The organism is Alkalihalobacterium sp. APHAB7 (assembly GCF_048323755.1).
GTDB lineage: Bacteria > Bacillota > Bacilli > Bacillales > Bacillaceae_F > Alkalihalobacterium.
Map to the genome: position 1 here is coordinate 1 of NZ_JBLWFS010000028.1, position 20491 is coordinate 20491.

At 37.4% G+C, this 20491-nt stretch carries 18 protein-coding genes and 1 pseudogene; 7 read left to right on the forward strand and 12 right to left on the reverse strand.

What is annotated here, in order from left to right; all coding sequences use genetic code 11:
* Positions 1–218 precede the first annotated feature (218 nt).
* Both ACNSTQ_RS19370 and ACNSTQ_RS19375 read right to left on the reverse strand, forming a co-directional pair.
* On the reverse strand, positions 219–1574 hold the full coding sequence (locus ACNSTQ_RS19370) for a purine-cytosine permease family protein (RefSeq protein ID WP_418201430.1): 1356 nt from the start codon (positions 1572–1574) through the stop codon (positions 219–221).
* A gap of 38 nt (positions 1575–1612) precedes the next feature.
* Entirely contained in the window at positions 1613–2107 is a 495-nt protein-coding gene (locus ACNSTQ_RS19375; protein WP_418201431.1) for a flavodoxin domain-containing protein, read from the reverse strand.
* Between the two features lie 236 nt (positions 2108–2343).
* Between ACNSTQ_RS19375 and ACNSTQ_RS19380 the strand changes: the two genes are divergently transcribed.
* Complete coding sequence (locus ACNSTQ_RS19380; RefSeq protein ID WP_418201478.1) at positions 2344–2823, forward strand: glutathione peroxidase; 480 nt, start codon at positions 2344–2346, stop codon at positions 2821–2823.
* A gap of 130 nt (positions 2824–2953) precedes the next feature.
* Here ACNSTQ_RS19380 and ACNSTQ_RS19385 read toward each other — a convergent pair whose 3' ends face one another.
* Together ACNSTQ_RS19385 and hyi are read right to left on the reverse strand one after the other, a co-directional pair.
* A complete protein-coding gene (locus tag ACNSTQ_RS19385; protein WP_418201432.1) occupies positions 2954–3862 on the reverse strand; it encodes an NAD(P)-dependent oxidoreductase in 909 nt (302 codons plus the stop codon).
* Entirely contained in the window at positions 3862–4641 is a 780-nt protein-coding gene (hyi, locus tag ACNSTQ_RS19390) for a hydroxypyruvate isomerase (protein WP_418201433.1), read from the reverse strand. The genes ACNSTQ_RS19385 and hyi overlap by 1 nt, the downstream gene beginning before the upstream one ends.
* A gap of 144 nt (positions 4642–4785) precedes the next feature.
* On the opposite strand from hyi, the gene ACNSTQ_RS19395 reads away from it, so the two are divergent.
* Entirely contained in the window at positions 4786–6183 is a 1398-nt protein-coding gene (locus ACNSTQ_RS19395; RefSeq protein WP_418201434.1) for a class II fumarate hydratase, read from the forward strand.
* A gap of 351 nt (positions 6184–6534) precedes the next feature.
* On the opposite strand, the gene ACNSTQ_RS19400 is transcribed toward ACNSTQ_RS19395, so the two are convergent.
* Positions 6535–7170: a lytic transglycosylase domain-containing protein gene (locus ACNSTQ_RS19400; protein WP_418201435.1), complete on the reverse strand. Its 636-nt coding sequence runs from the start codon at positions 7168–7170 to the stop codon at positions 6535–6537.
* Positions 7171–7189: 19 nt separating this feature from the next.
* Complete coding sequence (locus tag ACNSTQ_RS19405) at positions 7190–9757, reverse strand: helicase-related protein (protein ID WP_418201436.1); 2568 nt, start codon at positions 9755–9757, stop codon at positions 7190–7192.
* Between the two features lie 178 nt (positions 9758–9935).
* Between ACNSTQ_RS19405 and ACNSTQ_RS19410 the strand changes: the two genes are divergently transcribed.
* Positions 9936–10238 (forward strand): hypothetical protein, encoded by a 303-nt coding sequence (locus tag ACNSTQ_RS19410; protein WP_418201437.1) that lies wholly within the window; start codon positions 9936–9938, stop codon positions 10236–10238.
* Between the two features lie 49 nt (positions 10239–10287).
* On the opposite strand, the gene ACNSTQ_RS19415 is transcribed toward ACNSTQ_RS19410, so the two are convergent.
* Positions 10288–10560 (reverse strand): hypothetical protein, encoded by a 273-nt coding sequence (locus ACNSTQ_RS19415; protein ID WP_418201438.1) that lies wholly within the window; start codon positions 10558–10560, stop codon positions 10288–10290.
* A 160-nt stretch (positions 10561–10720) separates the two neighbouring features.
* On the opposite strand from ACNSTQ_RS19415, the gene ACNSTQ_RS19420 reads away from it, so the two are divergent.
* From ACNSTQ_RS19420 to ACNSTQ_RS19430, 3 genes are all read left to right on the forward strand, one after another.
* Positions 10721–11215, forward strand: coding sequence for an NUDIX domain-containing protein (locus tag ACNSTQ_RS19420; RefSeq protein ID WP_418201439.1), 495 nt, complete (start codon positions 10721–10723; stop codon positions 11213–11215).
* A 94-nt stretch (positions 11216–11309) separates the two neighbouring features.
* Positions 11310–11642, forward strand: a complete 333-nt coding sequence (locus ACNSTQ_RS19425; RefSeq protein ID WP_418201440.1) for a hypothetical protein — start codon at positions 11310–11312, stop codon at positions 11640–11642.
* Between the two features lie 205 nt (positions 11643–11847).
* Positions 11848–12861 (forward strand): DUF4003 family protein, encoded by a 1014-nt coding sequence (locus ACNSTQ_RS19430; protein ID WP_418201441.1) that lies wholly within the window; start codon positions 11848–11850, stop codon positions 12859–12861.
* A gap of 102 nt (positions 12862–12963) precedes the next feature.
* Here the strand turns inward: ACNSTQ_RS19430 and ACNSTQ_RS19435 are convergent, their stop codons facing one another.
* Positions 12964–14700 carry a glycosyl hydrolase family 18 protein gene (locus tag ACNSTQ_RS19435; RefSeq protein WP_418201442.1) on the reverse strand — a complete coding sequence of 579 codons (1737 nt, stop codon included), beginning with the start codon at positions 14698–14700 and terminating at the stop codon, positions 12964–12966.
* 174 nt (positions 14701–14874) lie between these two features.
* A pseudogene (locus tag ACNSTQ_RS19440) lies at positions 14875–15851 on the reverse strand (HD domain-containing protein).
* Between the two features lie 155 nt (positions 15852–16006).
* Between ACNSTQ_RS19440 and ACNSTQ_RS19445 the strand changes: the two are divergent.
* Complete coding sequence (locus ACNSTQ_RS19445; protein WP_308447226.1) at positions 16007–16267, forward strand: DUF6154 family protein; 261 nt, start codon at positions 16007–16009, stop codon at positions 16265–16267.
* Between the two features lie 22 nt (positions 16268–16289).
* Here ACNSTQ_RS19445 and ACNSTQ_RS19450 read toward each other — a convergent pair whose 3' ends face one another.
* The 3 genes from ACNSTQ_RS19450 to nfsA all read right to left on the reverse strand — a co-directional run bounded on the left by ACNSTQ_RS19450 (position 16290) and on the right by nfsA (position 20432).
* On the reverse strand, positions 16290–17696 hold the full coding sequence (locus ACNSTQ_RS19450; RefSeq protein WP_418201443.1) for a hypothetical protein: 1407 nt from the start codon (positions 17694–17696) through the stop codon (positions 16290–16292).
* A 481-nt stretch (positions 17697–18177) separates the two neighbouring features.
* Positions 18178–19623, reverse strand: coding sequence for an aldehyde dehydrogenase family protein (locus ACNSTQ_RS19455; protein WP_418201444.1), 1446 nt, complete (start codon positions 19621–19623; stop codon positions 18178–18180).
* Positions 19624–19682: 59 nt separating this feature from the next.
* On the reverse strand, positions 19683–20432 hold the full coding sequence (nfsA, locus tag ACNSTQ_RS19460) for an oxygen-insensitive NADPH nitroreductase (RefSeq protein ID WP_418201445.1): 750 nt from the start codon (positions 20430–20432) through the stop codon (positions 19683–19685).
* Positions 20433–20491 lie beyond the last annotated feature (59 nt).

The window sequence follows — 20491 nt, forward strand, 5'->3', positions numbered from 1 at the left end:
TCGAGCTTCCTTCAGATTCCACGTCACCATGGACACCCTTGCTTTTGGCTATGTACTTACCGCTACAAGGTCGTACTCGGGACTTTCACCCGTTAGAGTTCGCCCATGCTGGGCGAACAAAAAAGGTATACCAAAAATGGTACACCTATTATTTGAGCGATAATTATTTCAACCTAATTAATTTTACCACAATAGCAGTAGCTTAATAGTGATTTTTTCTATTTGAATGAGTTTGTAACTTCATTTCTATTTATACATAGCTTTAAAACGACATAAACGAAGCAAGTTCCAACAAAAGTTATAAACCCAGGCGAAAAAGACTCTGGGAGAGATAAATAAAGAACAATACCAATACTAATTGTAATCAATGCAGTCTTATTATAGTTAAAGCTATTCGTCGTTAGCTTTTCAAAATCTCTTGAAGTCAGTTCCCGTTTTTTAATTATAATATAATCGATTACAATGACGGCAGAAAGCGGAATAATAAGCGCACCCATCCATGAAATATAGACTTGGGCATTATTCACTAAGGTTGGAAAAGCACTTAAAGTAACTGCTGTTACTCCAAAAATAACCGCACTTCGAACTCTCCCTAAACTCGGAATACTATTTAATAGGCTATATCCGCCTGTATACGCATTGCTTAAATTAATCGTAATCATCGAAGCAATTGCTGCCACAACGATGATCGTAATAAAAATAGTAGAATTAGTGAGCTGACTTGAAACCACATACGGATTCCAATTTCCTGAAATCGTTGCGGTATAAGCTCCTAAAATTGCAGTTAATGCAAACCCGATCGTATTTCCCGTTAACAATCCAAAATAGGCATGTTTTGTAGATTTGGCGTAACGAGCCATATCCGCAGCCGAGCTAACCCCAGAAATATACTGAACGAAAGCTAAACTTGCAAAGAACATCATCGTTCCTATTGGAATAGTTCCATCATGTGTAGCTACCTCTGTCATTGCGACACTACTTCGACCAGATGTAAATAAAATATAGAGCATAATGACACCACCAATAAAAAGCAGTGGTAAAAAATACTTCGTCATCTTTTTTACTGCTTCAAAGCCAATAAGTGCTAGAGTTGCCATGATCGTAGCCATTACTAACGCTAGCGGGGTAAAAGGTACTGCGATTGACGTCACTCTTTCTAGTATCTCTTTAAATAAATACGTCCCGCCAATCGTTTGTACCGCAAACCAGTATAGCGATGTAATCGTTCGAACAGGTGAAGCAATATACCGTGCCCCCTTTACTCCCATGATGGAACGAATCGCATATTGTGCAGGAATTCCGTAGTTTGCCCCTGGCAACGCTAAAAATGAGACGAAAATGAATGCAGCAGTTGCACCAATAATCGTTGATAACACCGCTTGATAAAAAGATAGGCCACCTTGCAGTACTGCTAATGCAGGAATTAATACATTTCCTGCATTGACTGAGATGGCCATCTGGATCATCGCATATTCAATTGATGTTGTCGTTCGTAAATGAATGGGAACTGCCTCTAAACCATACCGTTCTACAACGGGAATTTTCTCTTTATGACGATACTTTACTTCTCCCATATTGCCACTCCTAGATGTTAATACAACTGCCAATTACTTTAGCTGCTAGCTAATTTTTCATTCATTTGCTTAGCAAATGCACGAATGGACTGTTCATTTAAATTAGCAACGTCACTGCTAATGCCTTTGACTTTCGTAATTATTTGCCGTTCTAAAAAGTTCATCTGTGAAAACAGGAGCTCTCCACCAAAAAGACCGTTCGCGACGGAATGCTCTCTTAATTGAATTGGGTATACCTTATTAAATTGCTCTTTTGCTAATTCTCCTTCATTCATACAACAAAGAAAAAGCCCGACTCTTTTTGTGAGGAGTAGATCAAGATTTGTTTTTATAAATTGCCTCACTTTTTTTTGGATCGAGCCTAAGTGAATAGACCCCCCAATAATAATCGTGTCATACCGATCTATTTTCGGCTGAAATATAATCTTATTTAAATCTACGAGTTCAACATTACCTTCAAAATAGTGAGAAAGAAGTTTGGATGCTTTTTCTGTTGTCCCATGTGAAGTACTAAAAACAATTAAACACTTCATATGTATTCCCCCACAATATTTACTTGTATATTTATCAGTATATTATATGTTATTGGATAGGAATACCATAATGTTTGAGATCAACCTGCGATTAGACTATACTTTATTTTAGTTCTATTGGATTGACTTAAAAAGAAAAGGTGATCAAGTTGCGATTAATCTTTCTATTGTGCGCCCTATTTTTGAGCGCTTGCGGGCAACAAGTTACCGAAACGGAAAGGATTAGTGAAAATTCAATGGCAAAAGACTCTATTTATACTGTAACTGTGACAACAGCTGAAGGAAATGAAAAAAAACTTCAAGATTATGAAGGAAAAGTGCTATTGATTGTGAATGTTGCATCTAAATGTGGATTTACATCTCAGTACGAACAGTTAGAAAACGTTTACCAAAAATATAAAAATCAAGGTTTTGAAATACTTGCCTTTCCCTCTAATGACTTCGGCGGCCAAGAACCTGGTACGGTTGAAGAAATCGTTGAGTTCTGTCAAGTAAACTATGGGGTTTCATTTGAAGTGTTCGATAAAGTTCATGCGGGGCAAGAGGACACTCACCCTCTGTTTAAACAGTTAACAGCCTCAGGCGATCCTATTAAATGGAACTTTGAAAAGTTCCTTATTTCACGTGAGGGTGAACTCATTGAACGTTACGGAAGTCGAATTAAACCCGATGATGATCAAGTAACTGAGGCGATTGAAGCCGCTTTGGGACAGTGATCATAGTGTCTAATTAGTTTTAGTAGTTAGGATGCAAATCGAGATATGATTTGCATCCTATTTTTGATAATTATATGGGAGATTAGATGTAAGCGGTTTACCTCCTACTTTCGTCACTACCTTCCCCAACCTACTTCCCTTCCCTCACCGTTCTTTTTTGGACAACGACATCACAGTCTTTTTCTAACGGTCGGATTACGGCTGACATATCTAAATCTTCAAACCCTTGATCAACCGCCTCTTGAAACGCTCGTTCGGCAAAACGTCCGGAAAACTCATGTAATCCTGCTTGTTCAAACAATGGATTGGCCAACATTATATCCTTATGAACATATTTGACAGCGCCACCAGGTTCAAATTGACGGTCTAAGACATAATCCCCCATATGTCTGCGTAACATTTTGCTATCTCCATAGCTCACTTGTAATATTTCAAAAAGCTGTTCAGGATTTAATCCTAGGGCTGTTCCTGTCACCATAGCCTCTGAAGCTGCAATGGAATGAACAGCTACTAAGTACTGGTTAATTAATTTAGCTACACTTCCCGATCCCGTTGGACCAAGGTACTTAATTGTCTGTCCTAATACATCTAAAATCGAAAGAACTTGATCAAAAGAAGTCTCCTTTCCACCAACCATAATTGTTAATGTTCCTTGTTCCGCGCCTTCTGGGCCACCACTAACAGGTGCATCTAAATAATCCACTCCTTTTTCATTAGCCTTGATAGCAACATATTTACTCGTATCAACGCCTACTGTCGTAAAATCAATACAAACGGTGTTAGGATTCGTATGCTCTAATACCCCACCGCTCCCACAATACACCTCTTCTACATCTTGAGGCATGGAAAGACATGTACAAATTACATCTGACTGACTTGATATAGTTGCTATATTCTCTGCTCGGAAAGCCCCTTCTCTCATAAGTGGTTCGACTTTTTCTGGTGAACGATTATAGACCGTTACCTTATAGCCACTAGCTAACAACCTTTTTACAATTCTCGAACCCATAACTCCTGTTCCGATAAATCCAATGTTCATTACGCATTCCTCCTCATCCACATAAAGCTTTCTTCACTTTTTCCTTTAGGTGTGTACTCTAGACCTACAAATCCTTGATATTGTAGTTGATCCAGCGATTTAAAGACATATTTATAATCTATTTCTCCGGTTCCAGGTTCATGTCGACCAGGAACATCAGCTATTTGTACATGCCCTATATGATTCTTATATTTTTTAAATGTAGACATTAGGTTTCCACCTTGAATTCTTTGCAGATGATAAAAATCATACTGAAGTTTTACGTTTGGTAAATCGACTTCTTGAATGACGTTTACTGCTTCTTCAAAATTCGATAAAAAGTAACCTGGCATATCATAAGAATTAATAGGTTCAATCAGTAATGTCAATTGATGTTCCTCAAAACGACTCGCTGCATATTGAATATTTTCTAAATACGTTTTCTTCGCAACCTGTCTTTCAAGTCCTTGAGGCGGTACCCCTGCCATGCAGTGTATTTTTGAACAGCCTAAAGCAGTCGCATATTTGATCCCGTCTTCAACTCCTTGACGAAACTCGTTCATCCTCGTTGGATCAACCGCTAACCCACGATCCCCGTTTTCCCAATCTCCTGGTGGTAAGTTGATAAGGACGAGTGATAATTGGTGTTGATCAAGCTCCTTTTTAATACTTCCAATGGTAGATTTATATGGAAATTGACATTCAACAAAGGAAAAGTCAGCTTCCTTTGCTTTATTAAAACGTTCTAGAAATGGTACTTCTGTAAAAACCGTTGAAAGATTAACTGCAAACTGAAACATCTAACACACACCTCTATAAATTGATAGTTAGAATTATTTCGACAATTTATTCTAAATTCCTTCAATAATCAATTTCAAATAAAATACATACCCTCTGGAAACAATAACCTTTAAGATTACTGGATGTTAAGGAGATAAATAATAATGATACCTTCTAATCAATTTCGCAAAGAAAAGGATACTTTAGGTGAAATTCACGTTCCATCTAATGCGTACTATGGTTCTCAAACCCGACGAGCTTTCGAAAATTTTCAAATTAGTGGGAGAAAACTACCGCGGTCCTTTATTAAAGCACAGGGCATTATTAAAGCTTCTGCGGCACTCGTAAACATGGAGGTTGGCAAATTACCTCAAAATATAGCGCAAGCCATCATTACAGCAGCCAATGAAGTTGTAGAAGGAAAATGGGATGATCATTTTGTCGTAGATGTATATCAAGCTGGGGCTGGAACCTCACAAAATATGAACGCAAATGAGATTATCGCAAACCGGTCTACCGAGTTATTAGGTGGTTCTATTGATCATTCCCTCAATACATTTCGAGTACATCCAAACGACCATGTGAATATGGCACAATCGACAAATGATACATTTCCTGCAGCACTAAATATGGCTGCCGTAGAAAATATAAATCAACGGCTCCTTCCTGCTATCTCAGATTTGCAGCAAGAGCTCCAAAACAAGTCGAATCAATTTATGCACATTTTAAAAACGGGTAGAACTCATTTACACGATGCAGTACCGATGCGATTAGGACAAGAATTTTCAGGCTATGCTGGGACAATCGAATCAATGTACGCTCAAATTGAAGCAACCGTTGACCCGCTTTATGAAATTGGCTTAGGCGGCAATGCAATTGGTACTCCTATAAATACACACCCAGATTACCCGCAAAAAGTCATTCAAGAGATCAGCAATCGTACGAATTATCCTTTTCGATCTCCTGTTAACCTGTTCAGCTTTATGCAAAATCGAAATGCACCGATTCGTACAATGATGGCATTGAAAGAACTAGCTGTTCACTTAATAAAAATGACAAGCGATTTGCGGTTACTAAGTTCAGGGCCTCGTACAGGCTTAGCTGAAATTACACTGCCATCGGTACAGCCAGGATCAACGATTATGCCAGGAAAAGTAAATCCAGCGATACTAGAAATGGTCCATATGGTCTGTTGTCAAATTATCGGGTATGAAGCTGCTATCGCTACAGCCGGAATATCGGCTCAGTTGGAGATTAATGTAATGATGCCACTTATTGCCTACACTCTCCTAGACGCCATCGATATACTAGCTAATGCTGTATCAACATTAGTCACAAAATGTATTGTAGGTATTCAGGCGAATGAAGAAGTATGCAAAAATTGGATGGAAGCAAGCTTAGCATTAGTAACGGGGCTCAGCCCGTCTATGGGGTACGATCTTACCGCTCAAATTGGAATGCAGGCTGATGTTGAAAATAAGACATTAAAGCAAGTTCTCCAAGAGTTAGGGTTGCTGTCAGATGAAGTTAAAAAAGCAATCGATCCTAAAGGAATGGTTTAGGTTAAAAGTATAATAAAAAAGGTTGGGTTTTCTAAATTTACCCCAACCTTATGGAATTTAATGTATATTGAGCTATTAAATAAATGCATCCGTCCATGTGGTCACCCATATGAAAGACATTTCTAGTGAGGTTCTAACTTGTTTTGTCCCTCATCAGCTCTATGAAGGACATTTCCCTCAAAATCCTTCCTTATTTTGTCCTTCATCAGCTACTATACTATTGTAACCGTAAATTCTTTAAAAAAGTTGATGCACCAACGAAAAATAGCATAGCAAATACTATGTTCATATGCTATTTTCAATGATCTTTGCAAAAACAGAACTACTTACTAATTATGCGCTCGCCTATTTCTATTTAAAACAATACCCCAACGGCTTTTCTGCTGTGTATCCTCCGTCGTTATAAAGCTCATAGTAATGCAGCACTTTGTCTACATATTTTTGACTATGATTATAAGAAAAAACAGCTTTTGGTATATCACCATTTGCCGCACCATGATCGGCTAAATATTTTGCTGCCGCATTCGCAGCATCAACTACATTAAAAGGATCTGCTTTTCCGTTACCTGAAGCATCTATCCCATAACCGCCATATTCTACTATCAATTCTAGGTCGGTTATATCTACACCATCTGTAATATCCCCTAAGTCGGTTCCTGGGTATCTCCAACCGACCCATGTACGTGGCATAAATTGAAAATGACCGACAGCTCCAACTGAACTAACCATTGGATCTACCGTTGAAAATCTCGTTTCAATTCGATGAATTGCTGCTAGTAATTCCCATGGTATCGCATATGTTTCGGCAGCTTCTTTATAAATCGGTATATAACAGCTTGGAATGGCATTATCTTTAAACGAAAATTGAATAAGACCTCTTTTTATTTCCGTTTGATAATGTAACACCATCACAAGAAGAAGAACGGCGAATGCGAAGATTAACCGTCCCCTCATCGATTTTCTTTTTTTCTTTTTCTTCTTCCCCATGATTTTTACCTTTCACTTTCTATCTTTTGAATTCATAATAATAATCATATTTCTTATGTCGGGAAGCGTAGCAGTCCTCACATATTGGAAATGCGAAGTCAAGGTCAAGCTTCGTTCCGCAGGTTTTGCATTTCTTGCTCATATTTCGGACGTCTGTTTTTAGGCGTTCGTGTACATCATCACTAATCTCCTCACGTACTCGCTCCCAGTATAATGCTTCGGTACGCCGGTCAAGACGGTACAAGAATAGTAAATGTAAACCAACCGCTTTATAAGATAGCTCTACTTCCTCAAGGGTACCTTTTTTAATAATCGGATCCGGTAGTTCTTCATTTTTTATAATGGCAGACATAGCTCTTCTCCACTGTTTTGTTAGGAGCGTTTCATTCGTCGAAAAAGGTAAATGTAAAAATCCATAAAGATCCATCATTGATAAGCGCGCCTCGATTTGCGTACCACGTACCATCGTATACAATTCTCTTTCCTCAGAAAGAGTTGCTTTCTTCGTACCTTTTGGACTTTCAAACTTATTCCATAGCTCAAAAAACGTTCCAAGATCACGATGATATTTTTGAAATCGCTCAAATACTGCATTCGTTGGTGCAATAGCGAATGTCGACACAAGTGCATCTTCTTGATCTAACAGACGCTTCATACGTTTAATGTCTTTCGTAAAAGCGACCTTACCAACATCATAAATCCCTTTCCGACCCGCACGTCCAGCAATTTGTTTTACCTCTTGAGACGTTAGACGTCGTCTCCTTGTACCGTCAAATTTTTCATTTTCTAGAAAAACAATTCGCCGAATCGGTAAGTTTAACCCCATACCGATCGCATCTGTCGCAACTATGACATTCGTTTCACCATCAATAAAACGTTGCATTTGTTTTTTCCGCGTTTCAGGGGGCATACTGCCGTAAATCATACTGACCGAATGACCGCTGTTCTGCAACTTAGAAGCCGTTTCAAGTACTCTTCTTCGAGAAAAACAAACGAGTGCATCCCCTTTTCTCGTATGCTTCATGCTAAACTCTTTCGACTCTACTTCAAGGGGGATTTCGCGGTAATACTTATAAATTTCAATATCTGAATCCCCCAGCAGTTCGACAATCATTGATTCTGCGTTATGACTTCCGATAATATGGACTTCTTTCGCATTAGCTTTTGTGATCGCCTTGAACCATGAAAACCCACGATCATTATCTGCAATCATTTGAGCCTCATCAATGACAACGATATCGTAGAACTCTTTCTCGTGGAACATTTCAACTGTACACGAAATATGGTTCGCACCTTCCATCTCTTTTTCTTCTTCACCTGTTTTCAGCGAACAAGGAACTCCTTCGTGATTTAATTTATCGAACACTTCAAGAGCTAACAATCGCAGTGGAGCTAAATATAAACCGCTGTTTGCTTCCTTCATTCGTTCAAGTGCATGATGGGTCTTTCCTGTATTTGTTTCACCAATATGCAGCACATACTTAATGTTTCGGCCGATCGATGGTCGATATTCACGTCCAAATATATCTTCAAGCATCCGTTCTTCCATCGCTTTTTTGCGTTCAATCTCAGCTATTTCTTCGGCTTTTTTTCGTTCGCGGTCTTCAAGGTCTTGTTCGTATATTTTTTCGTGACGTTCTAGATCAAATGGAATGGTTGCTAATTCGAGAAGATCAGATAGGTATTCTTCTTGTATCCTTTTAAAATAGTCACTTTCAAGAGTATTCACATAGATGGTTAACAGTTTTCTTAACGATCTTTGAGATAAGTCTCGATTGAATTCTATAGCATATTGATCCGTTAGTGATGGAGGCAATTGCTCTAATACAGTACGTGCTACAAAATTTGGAAGATAGTCACCGATTAATTTTTCATACGCATAAAAATACGTTTCGTATTCCCAATGAAATTTTTTATGAACAGCCCCTGTTAATTCATCAAAGAACGTAGCTATTGTTGAATAGTTAGAGGGATCAAAAGGACCTTCTTCAACTAACTTCTCTTCTATTTTAAAAGGTGCAATTGCAGGATACTTTTGATTGTTCTCAAAATCGAAAGCTAATTGTTTCGCCACATGGTGCCTGACGTAAAGGTAAAAATGTTCATATTCTTCTTCAATTAAATGTTGAGCAAAAGCTTCAATGTTTTCTTTAATGCTGCTTCTTTTTTCAGCTTGTAACTCTTCTTCTTTTCTTTTAAGAAACTCTTCACGTACACGATGATAACGTTCTTCCCATGCTAAGTTATTTCCAGAAAATGATTCCTCAACCCATAAAAGGGTATCAAATGGTTCATATGAACGCATTTCGTTTCGAAACAAACGGTTAATCAGTTTCCGGTCTACACCTTCGACTTCATACCCATTTTCACTAAGAAAAGCCTTCTTCTCTCGCTTTGGTACCTCATTCGTTACTTTTGTAAGCCAGACATTAATCCAAATTTGTTCAATATAGTGCCGACGGTCAATCATATATTGTTCATATGTGGGCATTGATTCTTTTATCTCGAGGTAATGATCGATGTCCTCATTAATTTTCATTTTCGTATGTTCTATCGCTTGAGGGTAAAGTACGGTTAGCTTGCTCATCATAAGCACCCCTTCCTATTCGTTCAGAGACACTATGTATTTTTTGTTTAGATTTTTTTACTACTTATCGGCTAGCTTCACTTTTTGTCTGAAAGAGACGCATTGTTCTTTTTTTATTCGTCATCCAAAGTTGTTTGTTATAATATATTAACCATACTGTTTATAAGGAGATTTTTCAATGAGCAAAAAGCAATTAGAAGAACAGATTATCCAAAACTTTCAACAAGATGAGCAAATGATGATTCTCGTTTTTGCCCAATGGTGTGTCAATCATGATCTAAATCCTGAGGAATTATACTTACAAGCCTATCCAAACCAAGAAAGTAACCAAGCTTTACAACAAGCTTTAAGTTTAACAGTTTCTAAAGAAGAAGCAGGTCCAATCCCTGATGATACCGTCCTCGGTGTACTATCCTTATTTGGTAATGATGACCTCGCATTTATTGTTACTGAAGAAATTTCAAAGCGAGAGAAACAATAAATTAACGTTCATGACCTTTGTCAACTGTTCATGATCAAGCTTTAGGAAGTTACCCTTTCTGATATAGGTTTTGAATTTGTTCAAGATCTCGTAAAATGGCCTTCGTCTCTTCGCTTGATAAAGAAACAAGCAGCTGATCATAAAGGCTAATAACTTGGCCATCCGCTTCGTTCTCGTGCTTTTTCAAGTAATTATATAATTGCGCAACTTGACATTGCTTTAAACTTGTTTCTGTTAAATGGTGTTTGACGGAATGGAGCGAGAATTCATTTGAGTTCGTATCAAATTCTCCGGAAATAATTTGACCATTAACATAGGACATTTTCACCTTCACTCCCCATAGCATTTTAAAATAGTTTGCCCTAATACTAAAAAGATAATTGCATTTATCTTTTTTAGAAGTTCTTCTCTTGACAAACCTTTTAGATGCACCAATCTTTCAAGTAATGTTAAATAAAATATTTGATAATTGAGGTGATCAAATGCGCTACCGGTTTTGTCCGAAATGCGGTGGTAAATTAGAAATCCAAGGTCCGAAAAGTATTCACCAACCTAAGTGTATCGATTGCGGATTTATCTTTTATCAAAATCCAATCGTTGGCGTGGCCGCAATTGTTATTCAAGACCAAAAACTTCTTCTCGGAAAACGCAATATAAGTTTTAAGGATAAATGGTGTATTCCATGTGGTTATGTTGAATACGATGAAGACGTTCGTGCAGCAGCCAAAAGAGAGTTTTTTGAAGAAACAGGTCTGCAAATCGAATTAAAAAAAGTTTATGAGGTGCACTCGAATTTTCATAATCCTGAACAGCATACTGTCGGTATATGGTTTTTTGCAGAAGTTTTAGGTGGAACGTTAAAAGCGAATGATGATTTAAGTGCAGTAGACTACTTTGCCTTTGACGCGATACCAGAACTAGCCTTTGAAACCGACCGTCTCGTAATAGAAAAGTTAAAGAAAGAAAACATCCTATAAACTATAAACCATCTTCCAAACTTATCAAGTAGTTTATCGGCCAACATTCTAATATAATGGTAGAAGATAATTACTAGATAAGGGTTGTTGCCTTATGATTGAGGAAAAAGCACTAGCTGTAAAATGGTGTAACGATTTTCTTGAAACTGATAGTAACCTTACACTATCAGCGATCAGCTACCAATACATTTTATGGAGTAGTTCTAAAGCGTACGAAACACAAAGTTTTGATTGGGTTACTTTGAATGCTCATTTGCGGTCATCATTAGAAAATCGTTCTTTTACCGAACAGTTTATTGACGTAATGCAAAATGTTCAAACGTTCATGGATGTCTTGAAACTGATTAAAATTGAGAGTGAGTTACGGGACTTTCAACAATTTACAAAGATTGTTCCATTCAAAAAGCTTTCCTATGCAAGAGGCTGATGTTTATCAGTCTCTTTTTATTATGTTTGTAAGTAAGCTCTATAATTCAAATGTTGATCTTAGATAACAACCTTTTCCTAACCCTCAAAAAACTTCTCCGATGATTGAAAAAATTTTAGGATAAACTAAAAGGAAATAACCTTTCTTGTAATGTACAAAAGTGTGCAACCAATCGCTCTACATTTCGTATATAAAGTAAAGTCTAATGAAAGAAGTGATTATGATGATCTTACCGGAACCTTTGCAACAAAAGGTGGAGCAATACATAGATGGTTATAAGCAATTAAAAAGTGCACTAAAATGGAAAGTTTCTGACAAAACATTGATGATGGTTGCTTCAATTTATGTCGTTAACAACAAAACATTAAACATATCCCAATTTACTGAGCTAAGTGAGCACATAAAAAGTCAAGTTGGACTGCTCTCAACATTAAGGGGCTACCAACGTTTTACGATCGCTGCGATGCTCGATGTTCGTTTTGAAAATCCAAACGCTAAATTTGAAGAATTCATCGACTTATATGAACAATTAATCCAAGGCGGTTTTAAACGCGACTCATTTTCCTATATAGCAGCAATGATTTTGCTTACTAATGATCCTGATGGTAGTGATCATAGAGAAAGTATTGAGCGGGCACTCGCCATTTATAAGGGAATGAAGGCGCAACATTTTTTTCTCACATCAACTGTAGACTATCCGTTAGCTGTCTTGCTAGCAAAAGTAGACACAGACATACAAATACTTCTAGATCTTACAAAAACGTATTACGATGAATTGTCAAAGCATGGTTTTAGAAAAGGAAATGACCTTCAATTTCTTAGCCATATCTTATCTCTGCAATATGAAGAAAAACCAAATGTCCTAATTGAACGCTCTTTAAATATCTTGGACAAATTTAAGCAATCTAGACGAAGATTAAAGACGATGCACTATCCTGAAATCGGATTACTAGCCTTGCTAGAAGATGGTATCCAAGAAATTGACTTCGTATTGCAGCTTGAAGACCAACTCAATAATGAAAAAGCATTCAAATGGCATAAAGATATGAATTTTATAATGGCGGTCAACTTCTTAATGACAGATAAAATGAAGGAATCCATGATCCTAGAAACAGGCATCTTCACTACTTTTGAAGCACTTATGCAGGCTCAACAAGCAGCGATGATTGCTGCTGTTACCAGTGTATCCGTTGCCTCTTCAAACTCAAACACGAATTAAAAAGGTGGTCGATATTCTTCGACCACCTTTAAATTACCTAATAAATTTATATATAGTAAAGGTGGAATGACTACTTATTTAGAAATCCCTCCTAGTATTCCTTTACTTTTCAGATTTTTTACTGTGTAGTACTTGATCTAAATGCTTCCAAGCGGCATCAATTGCAAAGTGTCTTGCCCAACTCGCAACACCTGCTAATTTGTAATCCTGACTAATAGACACCCTTTTTTCAATCGACATCTCATCTTCTATCCAGATCTTATATGTTGCATTTTCACTTTCATCTATAAATTCAACATAGTGTTGACCACTAGTTTTATCATAGGTTGGTGTTAATCCCCGCTCTCTTATCCATTCTTGCACTTCATTCATAGACAGGGCTTGAGAGGACACCTCAACATTTCCACCGTCTGTCGTTTGTTCGGTCCACAATCTTGCATAGAATGGAATTCCAAGGACGAGCTTTTCGTTCGGAACTTCTTCCAGTAATTGCATCACATTTTGTTCCACCCATGGCAGGCTAGCCACACTTCCAGACTGTGGGGATGTTGCCCAATGCTCATCATAGGCCATAACAATCATATAATCCACGATCGATGATAAGGCCACTCGGTCATAAAACATTGACCAATTTTCACTCGCAGAAATAAACGTAATGTCCATAGAAACAATCAATCCAGCACGATGGAGATACGGGGTAAGTTCTCTCATAAATTGCGTAACCAAATCTTTATCTTTTAAATATACATTCTCAAAGTCAACATTAATTCCGTCTAAGCCATATAATTGACTATAATAAATAAGCTGACGAATCATGTTCTGACGGGTTTCAAAACTTGCGAGCGCCTCATTGGTTAAATCAGGATCAAAGTCATTAGAAAATAACCCCCATACTTGAAAGTCCCTGTCTCTTGCCCATTCCATATACTCTAACGACCCAAGATTTGAAATATCTCCTTCACCGTTTTTGAGCTTAAACCATGTCGGTGAAACAACGTTTACCCCAGGGAGTTCAGGTAAGGAGCTTGCACTAGGTGTTTCTGTGTATACAGCTTCCCACGTCAGGTTAATTGGTCCATCAATGATAGGTAGGTCCGTGTTTCCTTTTCCATCCACTTCTACTACGATCAGCTCTCGCTCTAGATCTATGGTAATATGATCTCTCTTTATAAACCCTGCCACCCCATTTAACTTACGGACATACACAAACTCCTCGTTTTGGTGTTCAACAATTACTCTTTCATCATTAATTACTTCTGCTGTAAATGGATTTGTTACTGTCTCTTTTATTCTTAAGCGTGCTTCGTGCTCCTTTAATGAGTCTGCTACAACCGCATATTGTACTTCTTCACCGTCTTCGCGAATAAAAAGAGCTTCTGTCTCATCGACTACATTTGTTTCCAACGCATAAATCATTTCGACTAACTCAAGGCTTATAAAATAATCTTGTTCATTTAATGTTAAAACTGGGATTTCAAATGTTAAAGGCTCTTGATTTATAAAAATAGACAGTTCCTTCGCTGGAACTTGGAGCACTCTATCATCTGTTGTAATGATCATTGACCTTGACTGTTCATCAAAAAATCCAGTGGGATCGATGTATTCCATAAAAAATCGTAAACTTACATAATTTTGGTTGTTCAAGCGAATAGCTTCGCCTTCAATGACTTCTTTTTGATAAATAATCGGTTGTTCGGAATGAAAGTATTTCACTTGTTCTTTCGATGGAAATGGGTAGATTGCTAGAATCGAACCTCCAACGACTGATAAAAAGATTAAGGTACATCCAATATATATAAACTTACGATTAAATAATCGACGCTCATCATTGTATGACACGAACTCGCCCTCCTTTGCCTATATCCCGTATTATAACGAACAAATAGAAGGAAAAGAGTTTGTAAATTATAGAAGGACCATGTATTGGGTGCCAAAGTTTAACGTTTACGTCCACAAAAAAAGCGATGGAAACTCCCCTTTTATCCATCACCCTTTAATACATTTAGTTTCGTACTACCTCGTAATGACCTTTACATATGTGCCTTCAGTGGACTTTCTTAAAGCATCTTTATTCATCATTTTAATTTTTTCAGATAAACTAGAGCCCTTCACTAATTGTTTTTCTATGTAAACAGATGGATCGATCAACCTTACTTTCTTTTTCATGTGTACATGATAATCTTCTTTATCTTCACAAACGTTAACTTGATCGTGAAGTTGCCCAATTAAAAACTGTAAGTCCTGGTCTGGAGAGTTGCTCATTATGGACATTATTTCTTCATCCACACCTAACATATCATCAATAGTTATTATGTTTTTTTCAAATCCGATCTTAATCGCCTTCGTTAACAGGTCGTAACCGTAAACATTTAAAGGATCCAAGAAGAAATCAATGACCTCTTTGTAGTACGTTTCCACAAACCACTCAGCCGTTCCTAATTCTCGAATAAACATCTTACCATCTACAACAGTAAGCTGGTCTAAAAAGCGTTCGATTTCATTACGGGTAATCTTGCCGTATTCAAACATATCTCGAAGTGTATAATCCACTCGATCTGCACAAAGCTCTGGAGCAGGCTGCTCAAGCAACGTCCATTTTCCATCATTAAGTAACAAGTCCTCATAATTGTACCCATTTCTCTTTAGAATTTTTGGAATCTCAGAAGTTTCAACAACTTGATGAAATATTTTTTCATGATAACTATCCTCTAATTGTTCAAGGACAAAATCAATCACATGAGAAAATGCGGTATGGACACATCATGAAGTAAACCTGCGATCTGCTCTTCTAGCGTTCCTCCAAGCTTTCGAATGAGTAACATCACCCCTACCGAATGGTCATACCTTGTCCCATTCCATTTAGGGTTAACTAAGTAACTAGCCCCACCTTGATGAATTTTTTTTAACCGCTGCACTGGACTAGAAAGAATGAGTTCTTCAAGGACTTTTTCTATTTCATAACTGCCGTAAATGGAGTCTTGAATAATCAAAATGCAATTCCTCCCCTCTTATTGCCTCATGTATCATAAATGAAAACAGCAAAAATAACAATTAATTTACTACTTTATCCCTTGGGAATAATTCAAAGTAAAAGATGTCACACTAGAAAGATGAAGAGCACTTGGTTAAACACGGGGGGATGGATATGAAATTTGTGGATGATCTATATGAGATGTATAAAAACCATTTAACAGGAGATGAGGAAGATGCCTACATTATTGTCGACGGCATCCTCCAGGAAATAAGCAAAGAAGATGTGAAGAAATTGATTGATGAGCTTTCAGATAACGAACGTTTTGAAATGTTTGGAATGTATTTATATGAAACCTTTCGCTTAAAAGTCGCACAAGAAGGCATCGGCGAGACCTTAAATGAAGACGATCAAGGAAAAGGGTACATTCATTAGACTATAATGTGCGTCTACATATTTATTTAAATTGCCTCACGTAATCTTTGAGCGAACCCATGCTGAAAGTTGGGTAATAATCAATCCAACCGACATCGATTATCTCCTCACCTTCACCTCCATCAACGACAATTCTCACAGGGGATTGGAAAGTCGCCAACTGTTGGTAGCTTTCCATTTCCTTCGGTTGAATCGTAAAAGTAACTATTTCACCTTCTTCAAATTCTTTATTTTTTGAAGAATCTTCCCAGGCAAAAGTAAAGTAATCATAAACTTCATTTGGAAACGGAACAGCTAATTCCTCAATCATTTGAAATGATTTTTTTACTTTAAAGGTTAAACTATACCCACTCGCATCACCACTCCCACCTTGAAGTTCCATATACTTCGATGGATCTATATTCAGTTCCGGTAATTCTAAATAATACAATTGGCCATTATTTTTCAAAAAATTACCGTAACTAAGTCTAAATTCACTATTTTCAAGATCTTTTAACCCTTCGTGATCCCCTGTTCTGAAACGTAACTGACCAATCGCAAAATATCCTTCATAAAAAATCGTACTCTCCTGTTCAAATTCGTTATAAAAAGTAAATTGAGGTTCCATATCATCAGGTTTACCGTTATGTACGTAGTAAACACTCGCATAATCGTCTCCAGTAGTTGCAATAAAAGCAGGAAGAAGTAACGGCTCCTCTATACGCCATTGTTCAAGCCACAGTATACTTCCAGCCCATGATAAAATGATGACCACCAAAGCGGTTATCGTTAGTTTTTTTCGTGTAACATAAAATGGTTTGATCTGCTCCATTCCTTCTAATTCAACAAAAGTTTCCGTCTCAGCAATCTTTTTCATTCGATAAGCAGTCATTAAAACTCTAATAAAGGCAATAAAGCTTAATAACAATAAAAAAATAAACAAGATCGGAAGCCAACCAGGAAAGAGAACTACAAATGGCATACTAAAAAGCAACAAACCATTTACTGCGACATAAAAATTCCTACGCCTAATAAAGGTCAAACCCCATTGTTCTTCACTCGAATGTTTAACCAATTGAATATAATAGTTCATTAACAATATTACAAAAACAAGGGTTAGTACCTGCTCCACCCCATCTGCTATAAAGAATAGGTCAATGACAGGTAAATCAATTGTAAGAAATCCAGCCTGTTGCTGCATAGCCTGTTCAGTATCGACTCTTATGAACGAAGAAAACCAAGCTATAGCCGACAAGACAATCAGACCGTATGTCCATGGAACGAGTGTATTCACCCTTTCATTTTGCTTTACTACCTCCCGAAGCCCTGATAATACAAGTAAAAATCCGACAAAGTTAGGTAATAAAGACACACCATTAATGTCAAAGTTCAAAAACACAATTATAAGACCCCAAAAGATGGATGATAATCCAGGCTTGTAATAATTCACTTCTTCCCCTCCTTAAATTATAATTATTATTAATAAGGATTGATTATTTTTTGAAACATGATATTATTATAACTATAAGATTTATTTTTCTACTAAACTACTCTAATGAGCTAATCTTACCATCTTAATCCAGAAATTACACAGGGATCTTAATAAACTTATATATATTAAATTGAAGAGGTGTGAACTCTATGCACAAAAAGCCCGTATGCCCTAAATGCCATGCCGCAGTTAAACAGTTAAAGCATAGTACACTATGTAAATGCGGTGTGAAGTTTAAAAACATTAAAACCATTGCTTAATAACTGTCGTATGTATCTTAAAATAGCTGCACTATTAAAAAGAGCTTGAGAATATTCTCAAACTCTTTTTTTGTTGCATTAAAGTAGCGTTAATGATGATTATTAATCCTTATGGGTAACATAAAGAAAAATTTCTTGTGTCTATTACTTTTAAATATCGTCACAATTCTAGTACATTATTACCCTAACTTAATCCCCACAAACTTAATGTCTGTCATATCTTCAACAGCGTATTTTACGCCTTCTTTACCAACACCACTTAACTTAACACCACCGTATGGGTAGTTATCTTGACGGTAGGTAGACATTTCATTAATCCACACTCCACCCGTTTCTAACTCATCGGCCAAGCGCATCGCACGGTTAATGTCTTTTGTAAAGACACCTGCTTGAAGACCAAAGTCCGAATCATTAGCGTAGCCAATTACTTCCTCTTCTGTTTCAAACGGAATAATCGATACGATTGGAGCAAATACCTCTTGGCAAACAACCTTCATTTGCGGTTCAACATTTACGAGAACAGTTGGTTCAAATAAATTCCCTGAACGTGTTCCACCAGTTAAAAGTGTAGCTCCCTGGTCTCGTGCTTCGGCTACCCACTCTGCTGCACGAATGGCGGCCTCTTCTGTAATCATTGGTCCGATATCCGTTGTTTCCTCTTTTGGATTTCCTACTTTTAACTCTTTTACCTGTCGGACAAACTTATCTTGAAATTGTTGAAACACGCCTTTTTGAACATATATTCGCTGAGCTGAAATACAAACTTGACCAGCAAAAGCAAATGCCCCTTTTACTAGACTAGTAGCCGCTGTTTCTATATCACCATCACTAAATATAATATTAGGAGAGTTTGAACCTAATTCTAACGTTACTTTTTTAAGTCCCGCTTGGTTTTTAATAATTTTCCCTACTGTTGGGCTTCCTGTAAAAGTGATCTTACTAACACGATCATCCGTTACAAGCTTTTCACCCACCTCTGACCCGATACCCATTACAAGGTTTAATGCCCCTTTTGGGAGACCGGCTTCTTCAAATAATTTCGCTAACATATAAGAAGTAAAAGGTGTTTTTTCCGCTGGTTTTAAAACAACGGTGTTCCCCGCTGCAAAAGCCGGGCCTAATTTGTGCAAGGCTAAGTTTAAGGGGAAATTAAATGGTGTGATTGCAACAACGACGCCTATTGGTATCCGCCGAACCATACCGATACGGTTTTCACCGCCAACGGCACTATCCATTGGAACGAGCTCCCCTTTTATTTTTTTCGCTTCATCAGCAGCAAAGTAAAGTACCTGAACAGCACGGCCTACCTCACCACGTGCATCGCGAATTGGCTTACCGGCTTCTAGTGCTAAAACTTGGGCAAACTCCTTTGTTCTTTCAGCTAAAAGGTCACCTGTTCTCCTTAAGATTTCTGCACGGCGATGAGCCGGCATCCTTTTCATCGTACTTCGAAAAACATTTTGTGATGTTGCTAAAGCTAACTCAATATCTTCATCAGAAGCTAAGTCAATTGTTCCAAGAACTTCACCATCAAAAGGTTTTTTTACTTCTAAGCTTTTTCTACCCGAACCTTTTCGTTCTTCACCATTAATTAATGAGCCATAATGTAAAGGGGTACTAGGCATGTCTATCTCCTCCTAAACGTTTCTAATTTAAAAGAAAACCTGGCCTTTATCTATTTCAACTATCTACGCGAAAATCCTTTCCCTTCAATAAATTCCTTCATATATTGGCGCTTTGGATTAGACAACATTTGTGCCATTTGTTCGGTCCACGTGTCCTTCCTCTTGCCGTTTGTTCTTTGGTCATAATAGGAGGAAATTAACTCATTGTAGTCTTTTAACTGATCTTTTAAGACACTATTATTCTCATTATAGCTATCTTCATGATAAATATGTTCAAGTGGTAAGCGTGGTTTTACATCAGGCGATTGACCAGGATAACCAACAGATAAACCAAACAACGGAATTACTTTTTTCGGTACATTCAAAAGTTGACACACCTCTATAAGATTATTCCGTATGCCACCAATATACACGATCCCAAGTCCCATTGACTCCGCAGCAATAGAAGCATTTTGCGCTGCTAATGCTGTATCTATCAGTGAAACCATAAACTTCTCTGTACTTTCTAGTGCATCTGATAAATCTTTACCTTCCATTTCACTAATGAGTTCATGTCGGTGCAAGTCCGCACAAAACACAAAGAAATGTCCGTTTTTGGCTACATACTCTTGGTTTCCAGCCAGTTCAGCTAATTTTTCTTTTTTCTGTTGATCTTTAACGCCAATGATCGAGTATGCTTGGATAAAGCTCGACGTTGAGGCTGCTTGGGCACTTTTTACAATTGTTTCAATTTGCTCTTTCGTTAGTGGACGCTCTTGAAACTTACGTACTGATTTGTGATTAAGTAGAGTTTCAATCGTTTTGTTCAATTTATCCAACTCCTTCTTTATATATTGCTTTTTAACGAGATATTCGGGTTATCTTTCTA

Excerpts from the sequence above, each read along its gene's own strand:
- ACNSTQ_RS19370 (WP_418201430.1), bottom strand. The coding sequence starts at position 1,574 with ATGGGAGAAGTAAAGTATCGTCATAAAGAGAAAATTCCCGTTGTAGAA.
- ACNSTQ_RS19375 (WP_418201431.1), bottom strand. The coding sequence starts at position 2,107 with ATGAAGTGTTTAATTGTTTTTAGTACTTCACATGGGACAACAGAAAAA.
- ACNSTQ_RS19380 (WP_418201478.1), top strand. The coding sequence starts at position 2,344 with ATGGCAAAAGACTCTATTTATACTGTAACTGTGACAACAGCTGAAGGA.
- ACNSTQ_RS19385 (WP_418201432.1), bottom strand. The coding sequence starts at position 3,862 with ATGAACATTGGATTTATCGGAACAGGAGTTATGGGTTCGAGAATTGTA.
- hyi (WP_418201433.1), bottom strand. The coding sequence starts at position 4,641 with ATGTTTCAGTTTGCAGTTAATCTTTCAACGGTTTTTACAGAAGTACCA.
- ACNSTQ_RS19395 (WP_418201434.1), top strand. The coding sequence starts at position 4,786 with ATGATACCTTCTAATCAATTTCGCAAAGAAAAGGATACTTTAGGTGAA.
- ACNSTQ_RS19400 (WP_418201435.1), bottom strand. The coding sequence starts at position 7,170 with ATGGGGAAGAAGAAAAAGAAAAAAAGAAAATCGATGAGGGGACGGTTA.
- ACNSTQ_RS19405 (WP_418201436.1), bottom strand. The coding sequence starts at position 9,757 with ATGAGCAAGCTAACCGTACTTTACCCTCAAGCGATAGAACATACGAAA.
- ACNSTQ_RS19410 (WP_418201437.1), top strand. The coding sequence starts at position 9,936 with ATGAGCAAAAAGCAATTAGAAGAACAGATTATCCAAAACTTTCAACAA.
- ACNSTQ_RS19415 (WP_418201438.1), bottom strand. The coding sequence starts at position 10,560 with ATGTCCTATGTTAATGGTCAAATTATTTCCGGAGAATTTGATACGAAC.
- ACNSTQ_RS19420 (WP_418201439.1), top strand. The coding sequence starts at position 10,721 with ATGCGCTACCGGTTTTGTCCGAAATGCGGTGGTAAATTAGAAATCCAA.
- ACNSTQ_RS19425 (WP_418201440.1), top strand. The coding sequence starts at position 11,310 with ATGATTGAGGAAAAAGCACTAGCTGTAAAATGGTGTAACGATTTTCTT.
- ACNSTQ_RS19430 (WP_418201441.1), top strand. The coding sequence starts at position 11,848 with ATGAAAGAAGTGATTATGATGATCTTACCGGAACCTTTGCAACAAAAG.
- ACNSTQ_RS19445 (WP_308447226.1), top strand. The coding sequence starts at position 16,007 with ATGAAATTTGTGGATGATCTATATGAGATGTATAAAAACCATTTAACA.
- ACNSTQ_RS19455 (WP_418201444.1), bottom strand. The coding sequence starts at position 19,623 with ATGCCTAGTACCCCTTTACATTATGGCTCATTAATTAATGGTGAAGAA.